Origin of the sequence: Mesorhizobium helmanticense, from assembly GCF_003034915.1 — a bacterium.
GTDB lineage: Bacteria > Pseudomonadota > Alphaproteobacteria > Rhizobiales > Rhizobiaceae > Mesorhizobium > Mesorhizobium helmanticense.
This window is the reverse complement of the sequence record NZ_PZJX01000024.1, coordinates 304,698-328,449: the sequence shown is the minus strand read 5'-3', so window position 1 is coordinate 328,449 and position 23,752 is coordinate 304,698. Positions and strand designations below refer to the sequence as shown.

The 23,752-nt window shown below is 63.8% G+C and carries 23 protein-coding genes; 14 read left to right on the top strand and 9 right to left on the bottom strand.

Features of this window, described 5'->3' with window-relative positions; all coding sequences use genetic code 11:
• The 9 genes from C9427_RS11300 to C9427_RS11260 form a co-directional block, all read left to right on the top strand.
• Nucleotides 1-277: TOBE domain-containing protein (locus tag C9427_RS11300; protein WP_146172531.1), on the top strand; the 277-nt coding region annotated here is incomplete at its 5' end.
• Nucleotides 270-1,289, top strand: coding sequence for an ABC transporter ATP-binding protein (locus tag C9427_RS11295; protein WP_107649227.1), 1,020 nt, complete (start codon nt 270-272; stop codon nt 1,287-1,289). The genes C9427_RS11300 and C9427_RS11295, both read left to right, overlap by 8 nt.
• 11 nt (nt 1,290-1,300) lie before the next feature.
• A complete protein-coding gene (gene dhaL, locus C9427_RS11290) occupies nt 1,301-1,921 on the top strand; it encodes a dihydroxyacetone kinase subunit DhaL (protein WP_425351640.1) in 621 nt (206 codons plus the stop codon).
• The gene (gene dhaM / locus C9427_RS11285; RefSeq protein ID WP_006325214.1) at nt 1,918-2,307 is read left to right on the top strand and encodes a dihydroxyacetone kinase phosphoryl donor subunit DhaM; all 390 of its coding nucleotides are present in this window, start codon (nt 1,918-1,920) and stop codon (nt 2,305-2,307) included. Before dhaL ends, dhaM begins: the two co-directional genes overlap by 4 nt.
• A 22-nt stretch (nt 2,308-2,329) precedes the next feature.
• Nucleotides 2,330-2,632 (top strand): HPr family phosphocarrier protein, encoded by a 303-nt coding sequence (locus C9427_RS11280; RefSeq protein WP_107649226.1) that lies wholly within the window; start codon nt 2,330-2,332, stop codon nt 2,630-2,632.
• The gene (ptsP, locus tag C9427_RS11275; RefSeq protein WP_107649225.1) at nt 2,616-4,217 is read left to right on the top strand and encodes a phosphoenolpyruvate--protein phosphotransferase; all 1,602 of its coding nucleotides are present in this window, start codon (nt 2,616-2,618) and stop codon (nt 4,215-4,217) included. Before C9427_RS11280 ends, ptsP begins: the two co-directional genes overlap by 17 nt.
• Nucleotides 4,218-4,226: 9 nt before the next feature.
• Complete coding sequence (locus C9427_RS11270) at nt 4,227-4,652, top strand: hypothetical protein (protein ID WP_097576800.1); 426 nt, start codon at nt 4,227-4,229, stop codon at nt 4,650-4,652.
• Nucleotides 4,653-4,687: 35 nt separating this feature from the next.
• Complete coding sequence (dhaK, locus tag C9427_RS11265; RefSeq protein ID WP_107649224.1) at nt 4,688-5,674, top strand: dihydroxyacetone kinase subunit DhaK; 987 nt, start codon at nt 4,688-4,690, stop codon at nt 5,672-5,674.
• Nucleotides 5,629-6,759 (top strand): nucleotidyltransferase family protein, encoded by a 1,131-nt coding sequence (locus C9427_RS11260; RefSeq protein WP_245437051.1) that lies wholly within the window; start codon nt 5,629-5,631, stop codon nt 6,757-6,759. Before dhaK ends, C9427_RS11260 begins: the two co-directional genes overlap by 46 nt.
• Nucleotides 6,760-6,845: 86 nt before the next feature.
• Here the strand turns inward: C9427_RS11260 and C9427_RS11255 are convergent, their stop codons facing one another.
• The 3 genes from C9427_RS11255 to C9427_RS11245 are packed head-to-tail and all read right to left on the bottom strand — an operon-like array spanning nt 6,846 to nt 8,553.
• Nucleotides 6,846-7,835 carry a phosphoenolpyruvate carboxykinase (ATP) gene (locus C9427_RS11255; protein WP_107649223.1) on the bottom strand — a complete coding sequence of 330 codons (990 nt, stop codon included), beginning with the start codon at nt 7,833-7,835 and terminating at the stop codon, nt 6,846-6,848.
• The gene (locus tag C9427_RS11250; protein ID WP_107649222.1) at nt 7,832-8,266 is read right to left on the bottom strand and encodes a lasso peptide biosynthesis B2 protein; all 435 of its coding nucleotides are present in this window, start codon (nt 8,264-8,266) and stop codon (nt 7,832-7,834) included. Before C9427_RS11250 ends, C9427_RS11255 begins: the two co-directional genes overlap by 4 nt.
• Nucleotides 8,266-8,553, bottom strand: coding sequence for a PqqD family protein (locus C9427_RS11245; protein WP_008872463.1), 288 nt, complete (start codon nt 8,551-8,553; stop codon nt 8,266-8,268). Before C9427_RS11245 ends, C9427_RS11250 begins: the two co-directional genes overlap by 1 nt.
• Nucleotides 8,554-9,070: 517 nt before the next feature.
• On the opposite strand from C9427_RS11245, the gene C9427_RS11240 reads away from it, so the two are divergent.
• Nucleotides 9,071-10,978 carry a propionyl-CoA synthetase gene (locus tag C9427_RS11240; protein ID WP_107649221.1) on the top strand — a complete coding sequence of 636 codons (1,908 nt, stop codon included), beginning with the start codon at nt 9,071-9,073 and terminating at the stop codon, nt 10,976-10,978.
• A gap of 176 nt (nt 10,979-11,154) precedes the next feature.
• A complete protein-coding gene (locus C9427_RS11235) occupies nt 11,155-12,237 on the top strand; it encodes an acyltransferase family protein (protein ID WP_107649220.1) in 1,083 nt (360 codons plus the stop codon).
• 56 nt (nt 12,238-12,293) lie between these two features.
• Here the strand turns inward: C9427_RS11235 and C9427_RS11230 are convergent, their stop codons facing one another.
• From C9427_RS11230 to C9427_RS11205, 6 genes are all read right to left on the bottom strand, one after another.
• Nucleotides 12,294-14,672: a GNVR domain-containing protein gene (locus tag C9427_RS11230; RefSeq protein ID WP_107649219.1), complete on the bottom strand. Its 2,379-nt coding sequence runs from the start codon at nt 14,670-14,672 to the stop codon at nt 12,294-12,296.
• A 151-nt stretch (nt 14,673-14,823) separates the two neighbouring features.
• Nucleotides 14,824-15,720: a UTP--glucose-1-phosphate uridylyltransferase gene (locus tag C9427_RS11225; protein ID WP_107649218.1), complete on the bottom strand. Its 897-nt coding sequence runs from the start codon at nt 15,718-15,720 to the stop codon at nt 14,824-14,826.
• Between the two features lie 57 nt (nt 15,721-15,777).
• Nucleotides 15,778-16,746: a glycosyltransferase family 2 protein gene (locus tag C9427_RS11220; RefSeq protein ID WP_107649217.1), complete on the bottom strand. Its 969-nt coding sequence runs from the start codon at nt 16,744-16,746 to the stop codon at nt 15,778-15,780.
• Nucleotides 16,736-17,686, bottom strand: coding sequence for a glycosyltransferase family 2 protein (locus tag C9427_RS11215; RefSeq protein ID WP_107649216.1), 951 nt, complete (start codon nt 17,684-17,686; stop codon nt 16,736-16,738). The genes C9427_RS11220 and C9427_RS11215 overlap by 11 nt, the downstream gene beginning before the upstream one ends.
• Nucleotides 17,686-18,681 carry a glycosyltransferase family 2 protein gene (locus tag C9427_RS11210; RefSeq protein ID WP_167434313.1) on the bottom strand — a complete coding sequence of 332 codons (996 nt, stop codon included), beginning with the start codon at nt 18,679-18,681 and terminating at the stop codon, nt 17,686-17,688. Before C9427_RS11210 ends, C9427_RS11215 begins: the two co-directional genes overlap by 1 nt.
• Nucleotides 18,682-18,706: 25 nt before the next feature.
• The gene (locus C9427_RS11205; RefSeq protein ID WP_107649215.1) at nt 18,707-19,879 is read right to left on the bottom strand and encodes a glycosyltransferase family protein; all 1,173 of its coding nucleotides are present in this window, start codon (nt 19,877-19,879) and stop codon (nt 18,707-18,709) included.
• 165 nt (nt 19,880-20,044) lie between these two features.
• Between C9427_RS11205 and C9427_RS11200 the strand changes: the two genes are divergently transcribed.
• From C9427_RS11200 to C9427_RS11190, 3 genes are read left to right on the top strand one after another with little or no spacing between them, the layout of a single operon-like run.
• The gene (locus C9427_RS11200) at nt 20,045-21,541 is read left to right on the top strand and encodes a lipopolysaccharide biosynthesis protein (RefSeq protein ID WP_107649214.1); all 1,497 of its coding nucleotides are present in this window, start codon (nt 20,045-20,047) and stop codon (nt 21,539-21,541) included.
• Nucleotides 21,542-21,578: 37 nt separating this feature from the next.
• On the top strand, nt 21,579-22,601 hold the full coding sequence (locus C9427_RS11195) for a phosphoribosyltransferase (RefSeq protein ID WP_107649213.1): 1,023 nt from the start codon (nt 21,579-21,581) through the stop codon (nt 22,599-22,601).
• A 39-nt stretch (nt 22,602-22,640) separates the two neighbouring features.
• Nucleotides 22,641-23,720, top strand: coding sequence for a glycosyltransferase (locus tag C9427_RS11190; protein ID WP_107649212.1), 1,080 nt, complete (start codon nt 22,641-22,643; stop codon nt 23,718-23,720).
• Nucleotides 23,721-23,752: the final 32 nt, after the last annotated feature.

The window sequence follows — 23,752 nt, the reverse complement described above, 5'->3', positions numbered from 1 at the left end:
GCTCGGCATCCGCCCCGAACATATCCGTTTCGACGACGCCTCGAAATTGCGCGGCGCCATCTACGGCACCGAATATCTCGGCACCACGCAGATCGTCGCGGTGGAGACGGCGGACGGCATCATCAAGGCGAGGGTGCCGGCCGAGATCCGGCTCAACACGGGCGACCATGTCGGCCTGGCGCTGAGCAGCGCAAGGCTGTCGCTGTTCGACAAGGGATCGGGACGCGCGGTCAGGACCGCAATCCATGACGCAGCCGTGGAGGCGCGCCATGGCTGACGTGCACATCAAGGGCGTGACCAAGAATTTTGGCGAGCACACCGCCATCGACCGGCTGGATCTGCAGATCAAGGACGGCGAATTCGTCGTGCTGCTGGGGCCGACAGGGGCCGGCAAGACGACGACGCTGCGGCTGATCGCCGGGCTGGAGCGACCGGACAGCGGCACGATCCATATAGGCGGCCACGATGCGACGACGCTGTCGCCGGCCGAGCGCGACACCGCCTTCGTCTTCCAGCAATATTCGCTCTATCCGCATCTGTCGGTCTTTGACAACCTCGCCTTTCCGCTGCGCTCGCCGGCACGGCGCTTCCCCGAAGAGGCGGTGCGCCGCCGCGTCGAGGAGGTGGCCAGGATGGTGCGCATCCATCACAAGCTGGATAACCGCTCGACGAAGCTTTCCGGCGGCGAGATGCAGCGCGTCGCCATCGGCCGTGCCCTGGTGCGCAAGCCTTCGATCTATCTGATGGACGAGCCATTGTCGTCGCTCGACGCCAAGCTGCGTGCCGACCTCCGGCTCGAGCTGAAGCGCATCCAGGCAGAGCTCGGCGCCACCATGCTCTATGTCACGCATGACCAGATCGAGGCGATGACCATGGCCGACCGCATCGGCATCCTCGCCGACGGCGTGCTGGTGCAGATCGGCACGCCGCGCACGATCTATTCGGAGCCGGCAAACCTGCATGTCGCCGCAAGGCTCGGCCAGCCGGCGATCAATCTGTTGCCGGCCGGGCTGCTGCCCGATGGCGACATGCCTGCGGGAACCAAAACGATCGGCGCGCGTACAGAACATCTGTCGATCGGCAAGGCGTCGAACGGCCATGCCGACGGCGTTGTCGACTGGGTCGAGCATCTGGGCGACCAGAACCATCTGCATGTGAGCGTGGGGACCAGGAAGCTGGTGACGCTGACCGACCCCGACACGCAACTGGAAAAGGGCGACCGGGTGACGATCCGCTACCGGGCGCCGCTGTTCTTCGACCAGGCCGGCAACAGGATTGCAAACCGATGAGCATAGAGGCGATGAGCAAGACTGGGACGATGGACAAGGTTGACCTCAAGGCGCTGATATCAGCTGCCGCCGATACGATAGCCGCCCACGCGGAGGAACTGACCACGCTCGACCAGGCGATCGGCGATGGCGACCACGGGCTGAACATGAAGCGTGGTTTCGAGGCGGTGCGCGCCGAGGCCGACCAGTTCGCGGCAAAGCCCCTGCCCGACGCACTGAAGGCGATCGGCACCAAGCTGGTGATGACCGTCGGCGGGGCTTCGGGCCCGCTTTTCGGCACGCTTTTCATGGCGCTCGGCAAGGAAATTTTCCCAGAGCCCGATCGCGCCAATCTGGCGACCGCGTTCGGCAAGGCGATCGAAGCGGTGGCCGCGCGGGGCAAGTCGCAGGTCGGGCAAAAGACCATGCTCGATGTGCTGTATCCGGTGCATGAGGCGCTGCTGCAAGGCAGAATCGGGCCGGAAATCGTCGCCGCCGCCGACAAAGCGGCCGAGGCCACCGTGCCGATGAAGGCTTTGCGCGGCCGCGCCTCGTTCCTTGGCGACCGGTCGATCGGCCATATGGACGCCGGGGCGCGTTCGACGGCGCTGCTGGTACGGGCCGTTGCGGAAACAATCGAGGGGCACGCATGAGCAATGTCGGCATCGTCATCGTATCGCACTCGCCGCTGGTCGCCGAAGGCACGGCGGACATGGTGCGCCAGATGGTCGGCGACGAAGTGCCGCTTGCATGGTGCGGCGGAAACGGCCATGGCGGACTGGGCACAAACGTCGAGGCGATCATGGGCGCCATCGACAAGGCCTGGTCGGAGGCGGGTGTCGCTATCCTCGTCGATCTCGGCGGCGCCGAGACCAACAGCGAGATGGCGGTCGAGATGATCGGCGAGCCGCGCGCGCAGAAGATCATCGTCTGCAATGCGCCGATCGTCGAGGGTGCGGTGATGGCGGCGACGGAGGCTTCCGGCGGCGCCTCGCTGAGGGAAGTGGTGGCGACGGCGCACGAATTATCGCCGTCGTGAACGAACAGGAATTTTGACTCAAATGTCCGCATCCGCCGAAGCCACCGTCCTGATCACCCACGAGGTGGGCCTGCATGCGCGCCCTTCGGTGAAGTTCACCAAGCTCGCCAAGACATTTTCGGCCGAGGTCGAGGTAGCGCTCGCCGCCAACGGGCCGTGGTTCGACGCCAAGAGCATCGTCAAGGTGATGGCGGCCAAGGCGCCGAAAGGCACGATGCTGCATATCAGAGCCAGAGGCGACGGCGCCGGCGAGGCGGTCGACGCGCTGGTCGAGCTGGTACGGCGCGATTTCGACGAGGGCGCGGACCATGCCCGGACCGCTTAGGCTGACAGGCATTTCAGCCTCGGCCGGCTATGCCGAGGGGCCGCTGTTCAACCTCGAACCGGCTGCCGCGCGCTACGCGGGCAAGGCGACGGCGGCGGATGAGAAGGCCGCGCTCGAGGCGGCGATCGGCGTGGCGGCAGGCCGGCTTGCCGGGCTGATGGAAACAGCAGACGACGAGGCGGCCGGTATCCTCGAATTTCAGGTTGCCATGCTGGAGGACGATGCGCTGACCGGCCCGGCCTTCGCGGCGATCGCAGCCGGCCAGCCGGCCGATGCGGCCTGGCGGCAGGCGCTCGATGCCGAGATCGCCGGCTACGAAACCTCCGACCAGGATTATTTCCGGGCGCGCGCCGCCGACATGCGCGACATCAGGGACCAGGTGCTGCGCGCATTGACCGAAGACGGCGAGATCGCGGCACCTGCCGGCGCCATCTTCTATGGCGAGGACATCGCCCCGACACGCTTTCTCGAAACCGACTGGAGTTCCGGCGGCGGCATCGCGCTGAAGGCCGGCAGCGCCGCCAGCCATGTCGCCATGCTGGCGCGCTCGCGCGGCGTACCGATGGTCGTGGGGCTTGGGGTGGTCGGGCTTGGTGCTTCGCCGGCTCATCTTGCCGGCATCGCACTGCTCGACGCCGAGCATGGCGGCATCGTGCTTTCGCCGTCGAAGGCCGAGATCGACGCTTTCCGCCGGTCATCAAGATCATTTGCGGCGCGGCGTGACAGAGCAGAAACCTATCTGCAGAAGCCGGCCGTGACGAAAGCCGGCACGGCTGTGCGCGTGCAGGTCAACATCGCCGATCCGTCCGATGTCGACGGCATCGATATCTCGACCTGTGACGGCGCCGGGCTGATGCGCACCGAATTCCTGTTCGGCAAGACGCTGCCCGACGAGGAGACGCAATACCGCGCCTACCGCAAGGTGCTGGAATGGGCCGGAGAAAAACCGGTGACCATCCGCACCGTCGATGCCGGCGGCGACAAGCCGGTGCCGGGCTTCACCGTCGAAGAAGGCAATCCGTTCCTCGGCCTGCGCGGCATCAGGTTGTCGCTGGCGCGAACGGAGGTGTTTCGCGTGCAGATCCGGGCGCTGCTGCGTGCCGCCGTGCATGGCAATCTCAAGGTGATGTTCCCGATGATCGCCGTCATGGACGAATATCAGCGAGCCGCCGCGCTGTTCGCGGAAGAGCAGGCCGGGCTTTCCGCGCGCGGCGTCGCCTGCAAAATGCCGCCGCTGGGCATCATGGTGGAAGTGCCGTCGGTGGCGATCGCGCCCGAGGCATTCTCCGGCGTCGCTTTCTTCTCGATCGGCTCCAACGACCTGACGCAATATGTGATGGCGGCAGCCCGCGACAATGCCTCGGTCGCGCATCTGAATTCCGTCCGACATCCAGCCGTGCTGAGGCTGATCGCTTCCGTCGCCGCCTTCGGACAGGCGCAAGGGATACCAGTCAGCCTGTGCGGCGATGCCGGCGGCGACCCAGCCTCGATCCCTGCCCTGCTTGAGGCCGGCCTGCGCGACCTCTCCGTGGTGCCGGCACAACTCGCCATGGCCAAGGCGGCCATCGCGGACGTAGCCTTCTAGGGCGCCGGCATGGCCGACAAGACGCCAGAACCAGGTTCGGAGGAGGCGATCCGCGCCTACAAGACGATCCTGTCGCAGGTCATCGACCAGCGCCCGTCGGGCATGCGCCAGCGCCTCGCCGATGCGCTGGGCAAGCATCGCAGCTTCGTCACCCAGATCTCCAGCCCGGCCTATTCGATCCCGATCCCGTCAAAACATTTGCCGGCTATTTTTTCCGTCTGCCATTTCAGTCCGGCCGAGCGCGACCACTTCCTCGCCGCCTACCACCAGGCGCATCCTGGGAAGATGTCGGTGGCGGCGGGCATGCGCAAGACGCGGCACGTCTCGCTGATCGTGCCCGATTTCGGCGACGAAAAGCAGAACGCGGCGCTCGACCGGGCAGTCAACGATTTCATCCAGAAGATCACCAGCATCACCGGCAAGGGTGGCGGCTGACCGCTTGTCGAAGCGGCTATTTCGGGAGGACGGCCATGAAGAAATTTCTGAATTCGGTGGATACGGTGCTGACAGAAAGCCTCGACGGCTTTGTCGCCGCGCACTCCGACATATTGGAGCTTGGGGACGAGCACAAATTCGTCCGCCGCAAGCTGCTCAAGCCGGGCAAGGTGGCGCTGATCTCCGGCGGCGGCTCCGGCCATGAGCCGCTGCATGGCGGGCTGGTCGGGCACGGCATGCTGGACGCCGCCTGCCCCGGCCAGGTGTTCACCTCGCCGACGCCGGACCAGATGATGGCGGCAGCGGAAGCCGTCAACACCGGCGCCGGCTGCCTTTTCATCGTCAAGAACTACGAGGGCGACGTGATGAATTTCGACATGGCCGCCGAAATGTCTGAAGGCATCATGCAGATCGTGACCAATGACGATGTCGCCGTCGAGAACTCGTCCTACACGACCGGCCGGCGCGGTGTCGCCGGCACGCTAGTCGTCGAAAAGATCGTTGGCGCGGCGGCCGAACAAGGCATGGCGCTGAAAGAGCTGAAGGCGCTGGGCGAACGCGTCAACGGCGCGACGCGCTCGATGGGCGTGGCGCTGACCAGTTGCACCGTGCCGGCCGCGGGCAAGCCGACCTTCGATATCGGCGACGGAGAGATGGAATTCGGAGTCGGCATCCATGGCGAGCCCGGCAGGCGACGCGACACGCTGAAGAGCGCCGATGCCATCGCAGAGGAGATCTGCCTGGCGATCCTGGGCGATCTCGGCGAGCGGGCGAAAGGCCCGGCGCTGCTCTTCGTCAATGGCTTCGGCGGCACGCCGCTGATGGAGCTCTATCTGATGTACAACAGCGCCCGGACAATTTTCGAGAAGCACGGCGTGACGGTGACCCGCTCGCTGGTCGGATCCTATGTGACGTCGCTCGACATGGCTGGCTGCTCGATCACGCTGACCATGTTCGACGACGCGACGACCGCATTGTGGGACGCGCCGGTGCATACGGCGGCATTGCGCTGGGGCATGTAGCTTCGCCGGTGCTTTTCTGCGACCATGTCAGGGATATCGTCGCCAATTGCAACGCTGCCGGATTGATGCTGCCACCGCTGACGCCCGCCGATGAAAAACTGCTGCTGAACTATGCGGATCCCGAGGCGCCGACTGCCGGCGACCCGGATGCAAAAACCCTGTCGGCCTTGCTCGCCAATGCCGAATTTCATGGCGTGCTGCCGATCATGTTGCGCAAGCTGCCGGAGCGTGGCGACAAGCGTCTGCCTCAGGATGCGGCGTTGCAGGAGCAATTGTCCAGCTTGCGCCAGAAGGCGCCGATCGTCACCGGCCAGTCGATGCTGCTGCAATATCACGGCGATCGTATCATGAAAGCGCTCGCCGCGGACGGTGTGCCGGCGCGGATCGTCAAGGGTCCGGTCTTTGCCCGAAAGCTCTACCGGCATGTCACCGACAGGCCGTTTACCGACATCGACATATTGGTCGAGCCGGCCAATCTGCCCCATGCGAATCGGGTTATCGCAGGATGCGGTTTCAAGCTCGCCGGCGATGAAGCGCGGTCGCGGGAGTTGCAGGAGTTCAAATGGCTCGAACAGGAGAATTCGAGCCTGCTGATCGAGCTGCATGGCAATCTGGTGCATGATACCGGCATGCGGCGACGCCTGTCGCTCGGCTTCGCCGAATTGCGCGCGATCGACGGCGAGGCAACCGACACGCCGGCGGCACTTCTCACCATCGCCATCGTCCACGCCTGCGGCGGGCACAAATTCCACCGGCTGCAGCTTTGCGTCGACGTGCTGCAAGGCGTGCGCGCGCTCCAATCGGCGGAAGCGGAAGCGCGTCTGCTCGAGGCGGCGCGCATGACGGGGATCGAGCTCGAGCTGGCAACGGTGCTCAACGTGACCGGCCGGCTGTTCGACGACGCCCACGCCCTTGAACTGGCGGGACGGATCAAGCCCGATCTGGGCATCCGCTTGGCCAAGTGGCTGATCACCAGGAAAACCCTGCTGAACGTCAATTCCAGGAACAAGATGGGTTCGCGTCTCAGCCGCGACGCCTTCCGCTGGATCCAGCGGCTTGCCAGGGCAAAGCCGAACTTCGCCTGAGACGACGATATCGGCGTCTGCATCCAGCGGCTTGCCCGGGCAAAGCCGCACTTCGCCTGAGAAGACGGCTCGGCGTGGTTGTCCTTTCAACCTTGCTCCAAGGCGGAGCGGATCAGCGGCGCGGCATCGGTTGGCGTGGGCCCCACTTCCAGCGTAAAGGTCGGGACGGTCGAGACCAGCCTGGCGATCGTCGCCAGCCGGTGCTTTTGCAACGGCAGCAGGCCGGTCATGCCGGTCCTGACATTGTCCGCGGCCAGTGCGACCATCGCATCGGTCCTGGCCATGGCCAGGAGCCTGGTCTGGCCATCGGCCGACCGCGCGAGGTGGAGAAGTGCCGCCACTGGTCTGATACTGGAATCTTCGATGCGCATGATCTCGCCCAACCGTCCGAGCGCAACCGCCTGCTCGCCATTGCGATCCCATGAAGGGCCGAGGCATGGCGCGACGAGCGGAACCATCTCGGCGGTCTTGCGATGGATCTTCACGGCACGCGGCAGGCCCCAGGCGGTGGCCTTCCCAGACACAACATTCAGGATCATGGCGTCGTCCGAGCAGAGGCCGAAGCCTTGCGAGGCCAGCGCCAGCGACGTCGTGGTCTTGCCAGTGCCGCTCGGGGCATGGATCAGCACCAAGGCATCGCTGCCCGGCAAGGTCAGGCCGGCGGTGTGCAGCATGTGCTGGCCACCCGCGTCGAGTGCTGCGTCGAGGAGCAGCATCCAGGCGGTCCAGGTGATTCTAGTATCCGGGCGGACGCGGATTTCGGCCCAGCCTTCGCCGGCGTGGATCGCCACCGTCTGGCGGCCGGGGAAAATCAGGTGGATGAGGTCGCCATTATCGATCATCCGGCAGCGGCCGTCCTCCGGCACCTCGCCATCGAAGGCGGGAGATCCGCATGGCGCCTCGGCCAAGGACTGCGTCTCCACGATGCGGATCAAAAAATCCGGCTCGACCGATGCCGTCGTGCGCAGGCTGGCGAGCATCCTGTCGAAATCCCGCCAAAGGTCGGGCCTTTCGGCCGATATGCCGACGACCTGCCCGTTGAGGGCATAGCGACCCTGAGCCAAAGGTCCGGTCAAGCGGCACGCGCCTTCGCCGTGTCGGCGTGGTGACGATAGATTTCGACCATGCCCGGAAGGCTGTCGCTGACCACCGGCCTGCCATCGAGGCAGACCCAGCAATGCGCCGCCAGGCTCGGCGCCTGCATCGACCTGGGATCGACGCCGAAGCGCAGATCGGGATCGAAGCCGGCAAGCCGGAGGAAGCGATGGGCGAGCAGGCCTTCCCTGAGGCATCTGCGATCGCGCATCAGCCAGGGATGCCTGACCGTGCGGTTGACCGCCGCCACGATGTAGGACGACGGCAGGCCACGATAGGGGGTCGATGACTGGAGCGGCGCCCATTTCAGCACGGCTTCGAAATCGCGCTCGCCGATCAGCACCGGCATCAGCCGCGCGCTTGCCCATAGGTGGGCTCGAAACAGCGCACGCAGAAGAGGTCCGTCAGCCATCACGCAGCCGGGGCGGCGAGGATGCCTTCCGCCACCAGTTCCTCGGCCAGCGCCGCCATGTCCTGATCGAGCGTATCCTTGTCGACCTCGAACTCCTGGGAAAGCAGGCCGACGATCTGGTCGAGGCTGCGCGCGCCATCCACCTTGTCGAGAAAGGCCTCGGTGGTGTCGTTGCAAGTGTAGAGCTGGCCACTGCGCGCCAAAAGCACGACTGCTCCATCGCCGACATGCTGGACCGAGGCATCGTCCGCCAGCCGCAGAACCATTTCAGAGGCAATTTCGACCATGGGCCCGCTCCAGACCATGCAGGATTGCGGCAGAGCCAATAGCGCGACAACGCTACGCTGTCCATTGTACGGCGATAGCTCAGGAGGGCAATCGCATCAGGTTCCGAGAGTTGCGCCGATGTGACTCCCCCAGAAATAGTCGGTGACAGCCTCATGACAAGCCGCGCTTCGGCATTGTCAAGCTGACAAAGGGATTCTAGGCACGGTGTTGCGTTTCTTACCCAGGGTAAAGTAACAAACCGGCGGGCATCGGGGGAGTTGGCACATGCGTTACAATTGGGATCGGGCGCCGACGAGCTTCGAACGTCATCGCAAGGCGCTGGCGGCAGCCATATTGATCGCCGGCGGAGTCGGGCTCATGCTCGCGGCATTGCCGTTCTAACGCATGTCCCCGTGCAGGACTTTGAGCGGCCTACCGTCTTGCCCTTAGGCAGGGTCGCCGAAAGACGAAATTGCACATCGTTGCGAAAAACCGCATAGGCTATCCCCGGCAAATCGTTCCTGGGGAGGAAGTTGGATGGCGTCACGCTACCACGAGGTCTATGACGGCTGGAAACGCGACCCTGTAGGGTTTTGGGCCGAAGCGGCCAAGGCCATCGACTGGTTCACGCCCTTCGATAGCGTGTTCGATGCCAAGGCCGGCGTCTATGGCCGCTGGTTCAGCGGCGCCTCCTGCAACACCTGCTTCAACGCCGTCGACCGCCATGTCGCCGGCGGCCGCGCCGACCAGATCGCGCTGATCCACGACAGCGCCATCACCGGCACGGTGAGGAAATACACCTATGCCGAACTGAAGCGCGAGGTGGTGGCGCTGACCTCGGTGCTGAAGAATCGCGGCATCAAAAAAGGCGACCGCGTCATCATCTACATGCCGATGGTGGCGGAAGCAGCGATTGCCATGCTTGCCTGCGCCCGCATCGGTGCGGTGCATTCGGTGGTCTTCGGAGGCTTTGCCTCGCACGAGCTCGCCACCCGCATCGATGACGCCAGGCCTAAGCTGATCATCTCGGCCTCCTGCGGGCTGGAACCCGGCCGCATCGTTGCCTACAAGCCGCTGCTCGACAAGGCGATCGAGATGTCCCGGCACAAGCCAGAGGCCTGCCTCGTCCTGCAGCGCGACCAGCTGCGCTGCGAGCTGAGGGACAATTACGACATCGACTATGCCGACGCCGTCGCCCGCGAACGGGCCGCGGGCGCCAATGTCGACTGCGTTCCGGTGCTCGCCACCGACCCGCTCTACATCATCTACACCTCGGGAACGACCGGCCAACCCAAGGGCATCGTGCGCGACAATGGCGGCCACATGGTCGCCTTGAAATGGACGATGGAGAACGAGTTCGGCGTCAAACCGGGCGAGGTGTTCTGGGCGGCCTCCGATGTCGGCTGGGTGGTCGGCCATTCCTATATCGTCTACGCGCCGCTGCTGCATGGCTGCACCACTGTGCTGTTCGAGGGCAAGCCGGTCGGCACGCCCGACGCCGGCACCTACTGGCGGGTGATAGCGGAGCATGGCATCGTCGCGCTGTTCACCGCGCCGACCGCTTTCCGCGCCATCAAGGGCCAGGATCCCAGGGGTGAATTCATTCCGAAATACGATTTGTCGAAATTCCGCACGCTGTTCCTTGCCGGCGAGCGCGCCGACCCGGAAACCATCAAATGGGCGGAGCAGAAGCTGAACGTTCCGGTCATCGACCATTGGTGGCAGACCGAGACCGGCTCGCCGATGACGATAAACCCGGCAGGCCTGGGCCTGCTGCCGGTGAAATACGGCTCGCCCGGCGTGCCGATGCCGGGCTTCGACATTCGTGTACTCGACGATGCGGGCCATGAAGTGCCGCGTGGCACGCTGGGCAATGTGGTGGTGAAGCTGCCGCTGCCGGCGGGCTGCCTGCCGACGCTATGGAACGCCGACGACCGGTTCCGGCAAGCCTATCTCGACGAGTTTCCCGGCTTCTACAAGACGGCCGATGCCGGCATGATGGACGACGACGGCTATCTCTTCGTCATGGCCCGCACGGACGACATCATCAATGTCGCCGGCCACCGGCTGTCGACAGGCGCGATGGAGGAGGTTCTTTCAGCGCATCCCGACGTTGCCGAATGCGCCGTCATCGGCATCGCCGACCAGATGAAGGGCCAGGTTCCGCTGGGCTTCGTCGTGTTGAATGCGGGCGTCGCGCGCGACACCGGCGCCATCGAGAGCGAAGTGGTCGCCCTGGTGCGTGAGCGGATCGGTCCGGTCGCCGCCTTGAAGACGGTGGTGACGATCAAGCGCCTGCCCAAGACGCGTTCCGGCAAGATCCTGCGCGGCACCATGCAGAAGATCGCTGACAAGGAACAATGGGCGATGCCGGCGACGATCGACGACCCGGCTATTCTGGACGAGATCACGGCGGCGCTGAAAGGTCGTGGGATCGGGCTTTAGAGCCTGTTCCATCCCGATAAAATCGGGATGGAACTCCTATCTTTCTTATTTGAGCATGATCTTTTTCCGAAAACCGGCGCGGGAATTCCCGAATTCATCCCGCATTGCAATCGTCTGTTGTGCAATGCAGCAGTAGACCCTAAACTTTGCGTGGGGGGCCATCCCGAAGGCACGGCATGGCTCAGCAAAAAACCACATTCGGCGGCGTCGACATCCTGCGTTTTCTCGCCGCCGTCATGGTGATGTTCTACCACTACGGCTTCTGGGTGTGGGCATTCCCCGAGGGCGTTTCGGCACGCGCGACGGGCGGCGTGCCCCCACAGCCGGAGATAGGCGGGCTCGTCCAATTCGGATGGGTCGGCGTCCAGATATTCTTCGTCATCAGCGGCTTCGTCATCGCCTTCAGCGCCGAGCATTCGACGCCGTTGCGGTTTTTCGAGGCAAGGGTGAAACGATTGGCGCCGGCTGTGTGGATCTGCGCGCCTATCACCGCGATGGTGCTGCTTTTCGTCGATCTGAGTTGGCCGACGGACGCCGTCGTCAGGCTCCTGCGCACCGCCTTGTTCGTTCCCTTCAACCCCTGGGTCGACAGCGTCTATTGGACGCTCGGCATCGAGATAGCCTTCTACGCCATCGTGTGGATTCTGCTGCGGCTCGGCCGCTTCGACCTGATGGAAGCGGTGGCGATCGCGCTCGGTGCGATCAGCACGCTTTTCTGGTGCCTGTATTTCCCTTTCGACTGGTCGAACCTTGCAGAGGCGCGATGGCTCGACCTTCTCCTGGTGCATCACGGATGCTTCTTTGCGACAGGCGTGCTGATCTGGCTGATGCGTTTCAAGGCCGTAACGCCCGCCCGCCTCGTCTTCTGCGCCCTGTTTCTAGCCGGCGGCCTGCTGCAGATCATCAGCGCGGTCGACGTCCGCAGCGTCAAGGTCGAAGCCGCGATGCCCTACGCGCCGCCGATCGTCCTGTTTCTCGCCGCCATGGCACTGATGGCATGGTCGTTACGGCTTGACCTGGCCTGGAGCGGCTGGCGCCGGATCGGCCTGATGACCTATCCGCTCTACCTGATCCACGACGTGGTCGGCGCAGCCCTTCTCGGCGCCCTGGTGCGTGCCGGGGTGCCATACCTGCTGTCGATGATGGTCGTTGGAGCAACCATGATCGCGGCGAGCTGGCTGGTCGCGATCGAGGCCGAACCACGAATTCGCCTCCTGCTCGACCACACGATTTTCCGCTATCGCCTCAGGGCGGCATAACGCGCCGGCTCGTTTAAAGCCGGCTGCCACGGGGCGGCGCCTCAACGGTACCAGCCTCAGGCGTCTGTCTTCGTCCGCGCTTCCGACTTTTCCAGATAGTAGCTTGAATATCTATCGAAGAATTTTTCTGATCCGCCCATCGATCCATATTTCGCCAGCTTCTTCAGATCGACCTTGTTGAGGACCACGCCGACGATCTTGTTGGCGATATAGGGTTCCGAGCTCAGCATGGACTGCACCATGGCACGCGGCGTGCGCCCCCATTCGGTGACGAGGACGAAACCGTCGGCGAGCGGAGCAAAGGCCTTGGCGTCGACCACGGGGCCGAGTGGCGGCAGGTCGACGATGATGTATTCGAAGGTTGCCCTGGCGTTGTCGATGAAACGCCGCATGCCGGCCGACGACAGCAGCTCGCTCGTATGCGAAAAGTGACCACGCAGGACCGACGGGACGATCGCCAGCTTCGTCTGCCGGTCGATCTTGCCGACGGACTGCCAGGTCTGCCCGCTGACCACTGCTTCCATCAGCCCCTGCTCGGCCTCCATGCCAAGGCCGCGGCTGAGACCGGGGTTGCGCAGGTCGCCATCCACCAGCAGCGTCCTCGATCCGTTGGCGGCAAGCAATCCGGCCAGGTTGGCCGCGACCGTTGACTTGCCCTCGCCGGGCAGGACCGAAATCATGCCGATAACCCGGCTGCCTTGCCCTTCCATCACCACGTCGAAGGCGATCTTGGCGCTGCGCAGCGTTTCGGAGAACATCGACGCCGGGGCGTCGACACTCACCCGCATGCGCGCACGTTTTTCGGCGCTCGAGGGTGATTTGGCGGTTTTGTCCGCCTGCCCATCGACGCGCTTGTCGTCCTTGGCGGCCTTGCTGCCGATGACCGGCAGGTAGCCGAGGAATTTGAGACCGACGCGATCGCGAACGTCCTCGCCGGTCCTGAAGAACCGCTCCCTGAATTCGTTCAGCCCACCAACGCCGGCTCCCAGCATCATGCCAAGCACAAGCGACAGCCCCAGCACGATGGACGTGCGCGGGCTTGCCGCGGACTGCGGCATCGACGCATCCGATATGACGCGGATCTTGCCGACCGGGAAGGATTGCTGCTGGGAGGCTTCCTCATAACGGCCGAGGAACGTCTGATAGAGCGTCGCGAGCGCCGTTGCCTTCTGGTCCAGTTCCCGCAGCTTGACCTGCGACTGGTTGTCGATGGAACTCTTGCCGGCCGCCAACGCGACATTTGCGCGGAGCGCCGTCTCACGCGCGAGGGCGACCTCGTATTCGTTGCGATAGCCTTCGGTCAGTTGCTTCAGCTCGCCGAAGATCTGCGCCGATATATCGGCCTTTTCCTTGGCAAGCGCGACCGCCTGGGGATGCTGAGCTCCGTAATTGGCTTCGACATCCTGCTGCCGCTTGGCGACCGCGAGATAGCGGGTCTTGAGCGTTGCAATGACCGAGCTGCTCGGCTGGTCGCTTGATATGGCCGCATCGTTGAAGGCGTTTTCCGAGCCGTTTTCGGTAATCGTCTTGTATTGCTGGTAGCGGGCGCTGGCGCGAGCGGTATCGGCCTGCGCGACGATGAGCTGGGCATTGAGGTCCGCCAGTTGCTTGTCGCTGATCAATTGGCCGTCATTGACGGCCAATCCATGCTCGGCCCTGAACTTCTCGACGGCGAGCGCCGCGGCTTGCGAACTCTCGCGAAGCTCCGTCAGCCGGCCTTGCAGCCAGACCGCCGCGCGCTCGGTCGCATCGAAGCTGGCATCGAGCTGATCGGCCAGATAGGCGTCGGCATAGGCTTTGGTGATCGCGGTCGCAAGCGCCGGATCCTTCGCCGGATAGGCGATGGAGATCACAAAGCTTCGGCCGCTGCGCTGCGCTTGCACCTCGCTTTGCAGTTTGAGGATTGCGTAATCGCGGCCTGATGAAGCGATCATCGCGTCACGCGTCGCCGGATCGAGCTGGCTGATGTCGGCGCCGCCCGCGACGGGGTTGGGGCGGAAGTACCGGATCACGCCGCGCACGAAGCCGCCAGCCTTCGCCACGGCCGACGTCGGAGGATTCATGAAAGCGTCGTTCTTGTCCAACTTCAGCTTGTCGACGACCACCGCCGCCAGTCTCGCCGACTGGAGAATTTCGAGCTGGCTCAGAATGGCCGAGTCGGTCTGCATGCTGACCGACGCCGCCGAAATATCGTCGACGACCTTGTTCAAGCCTTCGTCGATCAGCACGCTGCTCGTCGCTATGTAGGTGGGAGGCGTGGTCTGCAAATAGAGCACGCCCAGAAAAAGACCGATCGCGGCACATGCCGCAACCACCTTCGCCTGCCTTGCCGCCATGGCGAGCAGGCGCTCGACATCGATGAAGTCTTCAGCGTTCACCGCTTCGGAATTCGGCAATGGCTTCCTCTTGTCGAGAGGAAAGTTGGCATAATTCATCTTCGGTCCAATTCCAGTTTGCAGGTGCGATCGGGAGCATCAGCGAATACGCGATGCAAACGTCATGCCAGATATCGCGAGACCTGGCGGCCAAACGCTTCGCTTATCCTTGCGTCGCCATCCATACGCTGATGCTCCCAAAAAATGGGCATTATGCGGCTTCGACCCGGCGCTCATGTGACCGGACGAACTCCTGAAGCATGTCGAAGACGGGCTCCTTCATATCATCTCGAGCCAGCGCGAAGGCAATATTGGCCTGGATGAACCCTTCTTTCGAACCGCAGTCGAACATGCGGCCATTGAAGGGCTGGGCAAAGAAGGCCTGGCTTTGCGAGAGACGGACCATGGCGTCGGTGAGCTGGATTTCATTGCCGGCGCCGCGTTGCTGATTGCCCAGAAGCGAGAAAATCTCAGGCTGCAGAATATAGCGGCCGTTGATGTAATAGTTCGACGGCGCATTGGCTGGAGCCGGCTTTTCGACCATGGCCGTCACCTCGAAGCCCGAACCGACGTCGGCGCCGCAGCCGACAATGCCGTATTTGCTGGTCTCGGTCGGGTCGCAGCGCTCGACGGCGATGACGTTTCCACCGGTCTCGGCATAAAGGTCGGCGACTTCGGCGAGGCATCCGCGCCCACCGAAGGACACCATGTCCGGCAGCAGCAGGGCGAAGGGCTCGTCGCCGATGACCTCGCGCGCGCACCATACGGCGTGGCCGAGACCCTGCGGCGACTGCTGGCGGATGAAGCTGGTGGCGCCGGCCACCGGAAGCAGGCTTTCGAGCGACAGAAGCTGCGCCTTCTTGCCGGTCTGCTCCAGGGTCCCGATCAGTTCGGGATGCAGGTCGAAATAGTCCTCGATGACCGCCTTGTTGCGGCCGGTCACAAAGACGATGTGCTCGATGCCGGCTTCGAACGCCTCGTCAACCGCATATTGCACGACAGGCCTATCGACGACCGGCAGCATTTCCTTCGGCATCGATTTCGTCGCCGGCAGGAATCGCGTCCCAAGCCCCGCCACCGGTATGACTGCCTTCCTGACTTTCTTCATCGCATGTTCCTTCTGAGGGGATCGAATTCAACCTGTCGCAAGCCTGTGAAACCGTTTTCACCTGCCCGCATCCTTCACCTCCCCCGCACCCACGGCAAATTGCGCCGCAACCCTTCGTAACCGGACGGCGATCGGCATGCCCATATGCCTGACCGCCGCCGGATCGCTGAGCGCCGTCCATATCGCCTTGAGCGGGGACCGCGCCTTGATGTGCTGGACCAGCGACAGGAACGACGCCGCTTTGCTCAGGCTACGCGTGCGCCTGGCGAAAGCGGCCTCGGCCTTTGCGTCCATCGAATGCGTTCTGGCGAAGACGATATCGGCCTTGCGCATCGCCTCGACGTGATGAAGTTCAAGCACGCGGGAAATGGAGCCGGTGCGGATATGGTAGACATAGCCGGTCGTCGGCTCGACGACGCATTTGCCGCCCTTGGCCAGCGCACTGGCCAACAGGATGTAATCTTCGCCGATGATCAGGTCCTCATCATAACGAAGCCCGTTCTCGTTCAGGAACCGGCGCTGGAAGATCGGCTTGAGATAGCCGAGGTTGAACCTCGACTCGAAGACAACATTGCCGGCGATGTAGTCCGCCAGCGAGATTTCGCTCAGGCCTTCGAGATAGTCGACCGGGAACATTGTTTCTTCAGCGACGCCGTCCTCGCGAACGACCTGGAGATTGTCGACGGCGATCTCGGCGCCGGCTTTCTCGGCGCGCGCAATCATGGCGCAGATCCGTCCGGGATAGACCGCATCGTCGGAATCGAGCACCGCGACCCATCGGCCGCGGGCAAGTTCGAGGCCGGCATTCCTGGCGCCGCCTGGGCCGCGGTTCGCGGGAAGGGCGACGACCCGCACGACATCTTGCGGCCAGGCATTCGCCAGGTCGAGCGTCCGGTCGCGCGACTTGTCGTCGACGACGACGACCTCGACGGAGACGTCGCGCTGAGCGATGGCGCTGCTGATCGCCCGGTCGATGGTCGCCTCGGCATTGTAGGCGGCAATGACAAAGCTGACGTCAGGCTGCATGCTTGCCCCCTTCCCGCGGCGAGGGCAGGCCGTACTGGCGGATCTCGCGCACGCCGACCAGACCGCTGACGACGCCGACATGCATGATGCCGCGAAGCACGCTGCGGTTCCTGCGCACCGGATTGATGGCGACGGGGAGCGCCATGGCGAAACAATAGGCCGCCTTTGCCGAGGCGATGCCGATCTCTTTCGCGCGCCGTACGCCGCCTGCGTTGTGTCCGAGCAGGTGACCGTGCGTCTGTCCGAAACGAAAGCGGCGACGTTTCAGCCAGTCGAAGGCCGCCCTGGAGCGCGGCACCACTTCGTCGACCCAGGCCTCGGGCGAAAAGGCGATACGGCCGCCGGCCTTGACCATCTGATCGAAGAATTCGGTATCCTCGCCGCCAGTCTGGCCACGCGCCAGGCTGAAGCGCCGACCGCGCAGACTGTCGGCGCTCATCCTGAGCAGAACGTTGCAGGTGTAGCCGGTGCGGATCTCGCCGCGCACCCAGACCGGCAAGGTCGAGTGGAAATCACCTTTGCGCATCCAGTCGGGCGCGTCCGGCGCATAGAGCGCCCGCACCGGGCCGAGCACAGCGGCCGCGCCACTCGCCTCGGCCGTGGCGACCAGCTCGGCCAGCCAGCGCGAAGACGCCGTTTCGTCGTCATCGATGAAGGCGGCGAAATCCGACATGCTGGCGTCGAGGCAGGCATTGCGAGCGATCGAGATGTTGCGCGCCGGCGCATGCCGGTAGCGGATCGGCAGCTTGATCTCCTCCGTCAGCTTCGTCACCAGTGGCTCTGCCGTCGGCGCATCGTCATTGTCAGCGACGATGATGCTGATATCGAACCCCGAAGGCATGTCCATGGCAGCCAGGGAACGGAGCGTGTCGGCAAGCTCCGGCCGCCGAAACGTGCAGACGCAAATGTCGATGCCTCTGTTTTTGACGGTGTTGCCCATCACGCCACCCCGCGCTGCGATCGAGGTCCAAGGAGCTGCAGCCAGAAGCCGACAGACCAGCCGAAATGCATGACCATCGCCGAGATCCCGGCCAGCGCAATATCGGGATTGCGCTGGCCGATGGCGGTCCACACGCCATAGCCGAGGCAGACCGACGCCCACAGCAGCAGTGGCACGGCCGCCAGCCAATGGACGAAGGAGAAGGCCGCGAGCAGCACCACCGGAAACACCAGAAGCGGCACCATCTGCCGGACCTTCGGTATCATGCGGTGCTTGAGAACGTTCCTCGCCCGGCCGCGGCCATAGCCGAGATACTGGAAATAGAGGCCCTTCAGCGACGAGCGCGGATAGTAGACCATCTGCGTCTTGCCGCTGATCCAGATCCGGTAGCCGGCCTGGCGGAGCCGGTAGTCGAGTTCGGCATCCTCATTGTGGCTGAACGTCTCGTCATAGCCGCCCACCGCGGTAAAGGCCGATATCCGCATCAGCGCATGATGGCCGTGGTCGACCCACTCTCCCGCCGAGAGATGCCTATGCTTGGAGCCACCAGTGCCGAGCTTGGAGTTCTGCGCCGCAGCGGCGGCTTTCTGCACGGTGCCGCTGCCGCTGGTCAGCATCGAGACGACGACCGAATCAGCGCCGGTGGCCAGCGCCTCCTCGACCAGCCGATCGCAATAGTCGGAGGGATAGCCGCCATGGGCATCGATGCGGATGAGATACTCGGCGCCTTCGCCGTAACGGGCGACGGCGAGGTTGATCGCCGCGCTCTGCAGGCGCTTTTCGTTGTGGAGCAGGATCACTTTCGGGTCCTTGCCGGCGATTTCCTCGACGATGGCCCTTGTGCCGTCAGTGCTGCCGCCATCGGCGACGACGATCCTGGCGCCGAGCCTCTCGGCCGCCGGCCGAAGCGCGTGAACAAGCGCACCGATATGGGCCGCCTCGTTCAGGCACGGAATCACGATCAGGCTGGACGGATGCATTTTGGTTTGCGTCATCGACCTGTGTCCATCCCCAGCCATGCTATGCCAGTGCCTCAGCGGCATAGGGATCGGGCACGGAGGCCAAGCCGCGCAGCTTCTCGACCAGCGCCCGACAATCGCCGCGATCATGGCTCCAGGTTCGCGGATTGCGGGCAAGAACACGCGCCCGCAACGTCGCGAAATGATGCTCCTCCATATCGCCGAGGGCGGCTTCAAGCGCCTCGGGCGTCGCCTGAGGCAAAAGAACGCCGATGCCCTGCCGATCAAGGAAGCGGCCGGTTTCGGTGTTGCCCATCGAGATCGGCACGGCGCCGAAGCGGCAGCCCTCATAGAGGCGGTTGGGCAGCAGCCACTCGGAATTCAGCCCCTGCTCGAAAAAATCGATGGCCCAGGAAAAATGAACCTCCCGGTAGATCGCCGCCATGTCTTCCGGGTTCCGGTAGGGTCCGCCGAACGAGAGCCATGGCTCGGCTTCGACAAAGCCGTGAAAGTCCGGAAATTCGGACAATGCCGGACGGCCCCTGAGGACGATCTCGACCCGGCCGTCGAGGCGGCGGGAAAATTCGGCCAGAAGCTCCAGGGACCGGCGGCAGCGCAGCGCGCCGAACCAGCCGATTCGCCAAGGCGGAGCGACAGGATTCTCTGCCGCAATGCCATCGTCCGGTGACATCGCGGCAGTCTCGAAATATTTGTTCTCGAGCAGTTCTACCGGTGCCGCGACCTGCCCGAACGGCTTGAAATAATTGGCAATGAAGGCCGGCGAACTCGTCACCAGGAGTTTGACGTCCCTGGCCAGATAGCGCTCCGTGCCGCGCATCGCCTTGCCCAGCAAGTCGTCGCGAAGCAGCAGACGATGGATGTCGAGACACTCATAGACGATCGGCACCGATGCCTGGAACGCCGACGGGGCGCGCCGGGCAAGCGCCAGCATTTCCAGATTGCGCGCAATGATGAGGTCGGGCCTGGGCATCGAACCAAGTTTCGAGCCGATGGAAACCGCCGCTCTCGCAACCGCAGTCAGACGCTGGCCGAATCGGCCGTCGCGCGTCGCGCCAAGGTCGATCGGCCGCAATCCCTCGACGTCGGCAATCGGGCTCACGGACCGACGGAAGCCCGCCAAGGTAACCTCAGCGCCGCCTGCCTTGAGCATTATGATACGCCGGCGTACCGCCGGGTCGGAGACGTCGTGTACCAAGTACAAGACATGCAGCATGAAAACTCGACCGCTGTTGGCCCGCCCGCGAGAAGGTTTAGTACAGCTTTTGCTGCATCGCAACATTTTTGGTGCGACGTAACAAAAATCCACGTTTTTTGTTGCACTGCAAAATTATTGCCGTAGTTTGGTGACCGGGCCGGCACAAGATCAGGGATCCTGAATTTGCAAGCCAATGCATTCGATCCGCCAGAGGGTTCTCTCCGCAGATCGGTCGGTCGTGGCGCCATCGTCACGGCCTTGGCACAATCGGTGCGTGTTGCGACGCAGATCGTCTCCGTCATCGTCTTGTCGCGGCTTTTGTCGCCGCAGGACTTCGGCGTCGTGGCGATGTGCGCGCCGGTGCTCGCCTTCATCGCGCTGTTCCAGGATTTCGGCCTGACCCAGGCGACGATCCAGAAAAGCGGAATCAGGCATGAGGAGGTCAACTACCTCTTCTGGATCAATGTCGCGGTCAGCGCGTTGCTCGCCTGCGTGCTTGCCGGTGCCGCACCCCTGGTCGCGGCGTTCTACGGCGAACCGCGGGTGGCGGGCCTGGTGGCCGCATTGGGGCTGCAGATCATAGCCTACGGCCTTGGCGCCCAGCACCTGGCGCTGCTGACGCGGCGCATGCAATTCGTTCGCCTGGCCGTCATCGACGTCGCGAGTGCCGTCGCCGGCCTTGCCGTCTCGATCGCCTGGACGTTCATCGACCGTTCCTACTGGGCGCTTTTTGCCGGCACGCTGACAGGCGCCGTGCTGCCGACGCTTTGCTTCTGGGCAAGCTCGCGCTGGCGCCCCAGCCTGCCGCGCAAGGTCGACGGCATCAGCGCGCTGATCAATTTCGGCGCCGGCATCACCGGGTTCAATTTCGCCAACTTCTTCGCCCGCAACCTCGACAACGTGCTGATCGGAAAATATTGGGGCGAAGGGCAGCTCGGCCTCTATGACCGCGCCTACAAGCTGCTGCTGTTTCCGTTGAGCCAGATCACCAATCCGTTGTCGAAGGTGATGGTGCCTGCCCTTTCCAGGCTGAAGGACGAGCCGGACCGCTACCGCAGCGCCTATCTTCGCGTCATGCCGCTGATCTTGCTGGTGGCGCTTCCGGGTGTGGCCTTCGCCACCGCCATGTCCGATGTGCTCATCCCGTTCGCGCTCGGCGAACAGTGGCGGCAGAGCTCCGATATCTTCCTGGCGCTCGGTTTTGCCGGGCTGCTGCAGCCGCTCAACAATCCGGCGGGATGGCTTTTCGTCAGCCAGGGCCGCTCAGGCGATTTCATGCGCTGGGGCATCATCACAGCCTTGACCTCGGTGCTGGCCTTCATCATAGGCCTACCCTATGGCGCGCTCGGCGTGGCGATCGCCTATGCGGCCAGCGAGTATCTGAGAACACCCTTCCTGTGGCTCTATATCGGCAAGACCGGGCCGCTCAGGGCAAGCCATGTGCTGCGCGCGGCAACGCCCTTCGTGCTTGGCGCGCATCTGGCGCTTGCCGCCATCTGGTTCGCCAAACCGCTGCTGCCCGAGCAGCACATCGTCGCCATGGCGAGCGCGGCGGTGCTGTCCTACGCAGTCACCATCGTGATCGCGCTGGCATTCGCTTCCGGCCGCGAGGCGTTGCGCGAGGCCTTGAAGCTCTTGCCGGCGCGGGTGCCCGCGGCGGCGCCAAGCGAGGCGAAATAACATGCACGGACATTCATACCAGGACCGGGTCTAATCCATGCACTACCGATCGATCTCCGACATGAACGATGCCATCGTCAGAAACCTTCACCGGCTGCCGCGCGACATCGACCTGGTGGTCGGCGTTCCCCGCAGCGGCATCCTTGCCGCAACGCTGGTCAGCCTGACGGCCAACATCCCGATGACCGACCTGGACAGTTTCCTCGCTGGAAAGATCTATACGTCGGGCGTCACCAAACGCCGTGCCGCGCTCGACCGCAAGGCTTCCGAAATGCGCAAGGTCCTGGTGATCGACGACAGCGTCAGCGGCGGTGCGGCCATGCGCGACGCACGCAGCCGGATAGAAGCCGCCGGCATCAAGGCGGACTTCACCTATGCCGCGGTGTTCGGCCTGGTGCCGCAGTACGAGGAAACCGATCTCGTCTTCGAAGTCGTGCCGCATCCAAGGATGTTCCAGTGGAACTTCATGCACCACAAATTCCTCGCCCAAAGCTGCGTCGACATTGACGGCGTGCTTTGCCTGGATCCGACCGAAGCCGAAAACGACGACGGACCGGCCTACGAGAAATTCCTGAGCGAAGCGCTGCCGCTCCACGGCCCGACCCGCAAGATCGGCTGGCTCGTCACCAGCCGGCTCGAGAAATACCGCAAGCTTACCGAAGCATGGCTTGCCAAGCACGACATCCAATACGATCACCTGATCATGCTCGACCTGCCGAGCAAGGCGGAACGGCAGCGGCTCGGCGTGCATGGCAGTTTCAAGGCCGATTTCTACCGCAAATCCGACGCCATCCTGTTTATCGAAAGCGAGCACGAACAGGCCCTCAAGATTGCCAGGCTCTCCGGCAAGCCGGTGCTGTGCGTTGAGACACATCTGGTAAACTATCCCGACGCGCTTTCGCTGCCGGCACTTGGGCAGAGCGCGCGCAATCTCCCGGCCAGATTGCGGCAGATCAAATCGCCTGAGGAGCGCAAGACGGCCATCAAGAATGTCGCGCGCACGCTGCTTGGCGAACGCGGCTACGAGACGCTCAAGAACCGCGTCAAACGACCGGCCTGACCTCACCGAAATGCGAGATGCGACAAGGAGCCCTGTCCCATGAAAATCCTTTTTGCAGGCGGCAATGGGTACACGCCGCAATTCAGCGGCGGTGTCCAGTCCAGCACCCATCATCTGGCCGAGCAGTTGCTCGAGCATGGGCATGAGGCGGCGGTGCTTGCCGCCCTGTTCGGCCAGGGCGTTTTTGGGCTTAGGGCCCGCGCCAAGATGAAGCTTCTGAGGCAGCGCGCGGTCATCGACAGCTATCCCGGCTACCCCGTGGTGCGGGCCTGGTTCCCCTGGGAGGCGGCGCGCTTTGCCGTCGAGAAATTGAAGCCCGACGTCGCCGTGGTCCAATGCCACAAGTCGGTTCCGATCGGCAGGGCGCTGCAAGCCGAGGGCGTGCCGCTGGTCGTCTATCTCAGGAATGTCGAGTTCCATGAACTGGGCGGCGACCTGCGTGAGCTGCATTCGGCGCACTACATCGCCAATTCCGAATTCACGGCGCGCACCTACAAGGAAAGGTTCGACATCGATTCGACGGTCATCCCGCCGACCATCAATCCGGCATTCTACTCCACGCCGACGACTGGCGAATTCGTCACGCTGATCAACCCCTATGAGGAAAAGGGCTTCGAGCTTGCGGTGCGCATTGCCGAGGCATGCTCCGAAATCCCGTTCCTGTTCGTCGAAAGCTGGAAGCTCGACGACGATCATCGGGCACGCATCGAGCAGACGATCGCGCCGCTCGGCAACGTCACGCTGGAGAGCCGCACCAGCGACATGAAGACGGTTTATGGCCGCACGAAGATCCTGCTTGCCCCGAGCAAGTGGGAAGAGGCCTGGGGCCGGGTGGCGTCGGAAGCCCATTGCAGCGGCATCCCGGTGGTCGGCTCGCGCCGCGGCGGCCTACCCGAAGCGATCGGCTCCGGCGGCATGGTACTGGATTATGACGCGCCGCTCGCCGACTGGGTGGCTGCGATCCGGCTGTTGTGGAACGACAGCCGTGAATATGAACGGCTCTCGGCGGCCGCGCGGACATTCTCCGAGCGCCCCGCCCTTAACCCCGAGCGCCAGTTCGCGACTTTCTTCTCGCTGCTCGACAAGGCCGCACAACAGCCTTCACGAAAAGCTGCATAGGGGCCTGATGCGCGTCGCGACGCGAACCGGCG

What these genes read in the sequence shown, in the direction of transcription:
- C9427_RS11295 (WP_107649227.1), top strand. Translation starts at nt 270, where the DNA reads ATGGCTGACGTGCACATCAAGGGCGTGACCAAGAATTTTGGCGAGCAC.
- dhaL (WP_425351640.1), top strand. Translation starts at nt 1,301, where the DNA reads ATGAGCAAGACTGGGACGATGGACAAGGTTGACCTCAAGGCGCTGATA.
- dhaM (WP_006325214.1), top strand. Translation starts at nt 1,918, where the DNA reads ATGAGCAATGTCGGCATCGTCATCGTATCGCACTCGCCGCTGGTCGCC.
- C9427_RS11280 (WP_107649226.1), top strand. Translation starts at nt 2,330, where the DNA reads ATGTCCGCATCCGCCGAAGCCACCGTCCTGATCACCCACGAGGTGGGC.
- ptsP (WP_107649225.1), top strand. Translation starts at nt 2,616, where the DNA reads ATGCCCGGACCGCTTAGGCTGACAGGCATTTCAGCCTCGGCCGGCTAT.
- C9427_RS11270 (WP_097576800.1), top strand. Translation starts at nt 4,227, where the DNA reads ATGGCCGACAAGACGCCAGAACCAGGTTCGGAGGAGGCGATCCGCGCC.
- dhaK (WP_107649224.1), top strand. Translation starts at nt 4,688, where the DNA reads ATGAAGAAATTTCTGAATTCGGTGGATACGGTGCTGACAGAAAGCCTC.
- C9427_RS11250 (WP_107649222.1), bottom strand. Translation starts at nt 8,266, where the DNA reads ATGGCTGACGGACCTCTTCTGCGTGCGCTGTTTCGAGCCCACCTATGG.
- C9427_RS11245 (WP_008872463.1), bottom strand. Translation starts at nt 8,553, where the DNA reads ATGGTCGAAATTGCCTCTGAAATGGTTCTGCGGCTGGCGGACGATGCC.
- C9427_RS11240 (WP_107649221.1), top strand. Translation starts at nt 9,071, where the DNA reads ATGGCGTCACGCTACCACGAGGTCTATGACGGCTGGAAACGCGACCCT.
- C9427_RS11235 (WP_107649220.1), top strand. Translation starts at nt 11,155, where the DNA reads ATGGCTCAGCAAAAAACCACATTCGGCGGCGTCGACATCCTGCGTTTT.
- C9427_RS11230 (WP_107649219.1), bottom strand. Translation starts at nt 14,672, where the DNA reads ATGAATTATGCCAACTTTCCTCTCGACAAGAGGAAGCCATTGCCGAAT.
- C9427_RS11225 (WP_107649218.1), bottom strand. Translation starts at nt 15,720, where the DNA reads ATGAAGAAAGTCAGGAAGGCAGTCATACCGGTGGCGGGGCTTGGGACG.
- C9427_RS11220 (WP_107649217.1), bottom strand. Translation starts at nt 16,746, where the DNA reads ATGCAGCCTGACGTCAGCTTTGTCATTGCCGCCTACAATGCCGAGGCG.
- C9427_RS11215 (WP_107649216.1), bottom strand. Translation starts at nt 17,686, where the DNA reads ATGGGCAACACCGTCAAAAACAGAGGCATCGACATTTGCGTCTGCACG.
- C9427_RS11210 (WP_167434313.1), bottom strand. Translation starts at nt 18,681, where the DNA reads ATGACGCAAACCAAAATGCATCCGTCCAGCCTGATCGTGATTCCGTGC.
- C9427_RS11205 (WP_107649215.1), bottom strand. Translation starts at nt 19,879, where the DNA reads ATGCTGCATGTCTTGTACTTGGTACACGACGTCTCCGACCCGGCGGTA.
- C9427_RS11195 (WP_107649213.1), top strand. Translation starts at nt 21,579, where the DNA reads ATGCACTACCGATCGATCTCCGACATGAACGATGCCATCGTCAGAAAC.
- C9427_RS11190 (WP_107649212.1), top strand. Translation starts at nt 22,641, where the DNA reads ATGAAAATCCTTTTTGCAGGCGGCAATGGGTACACGCCGCAATTCAGC.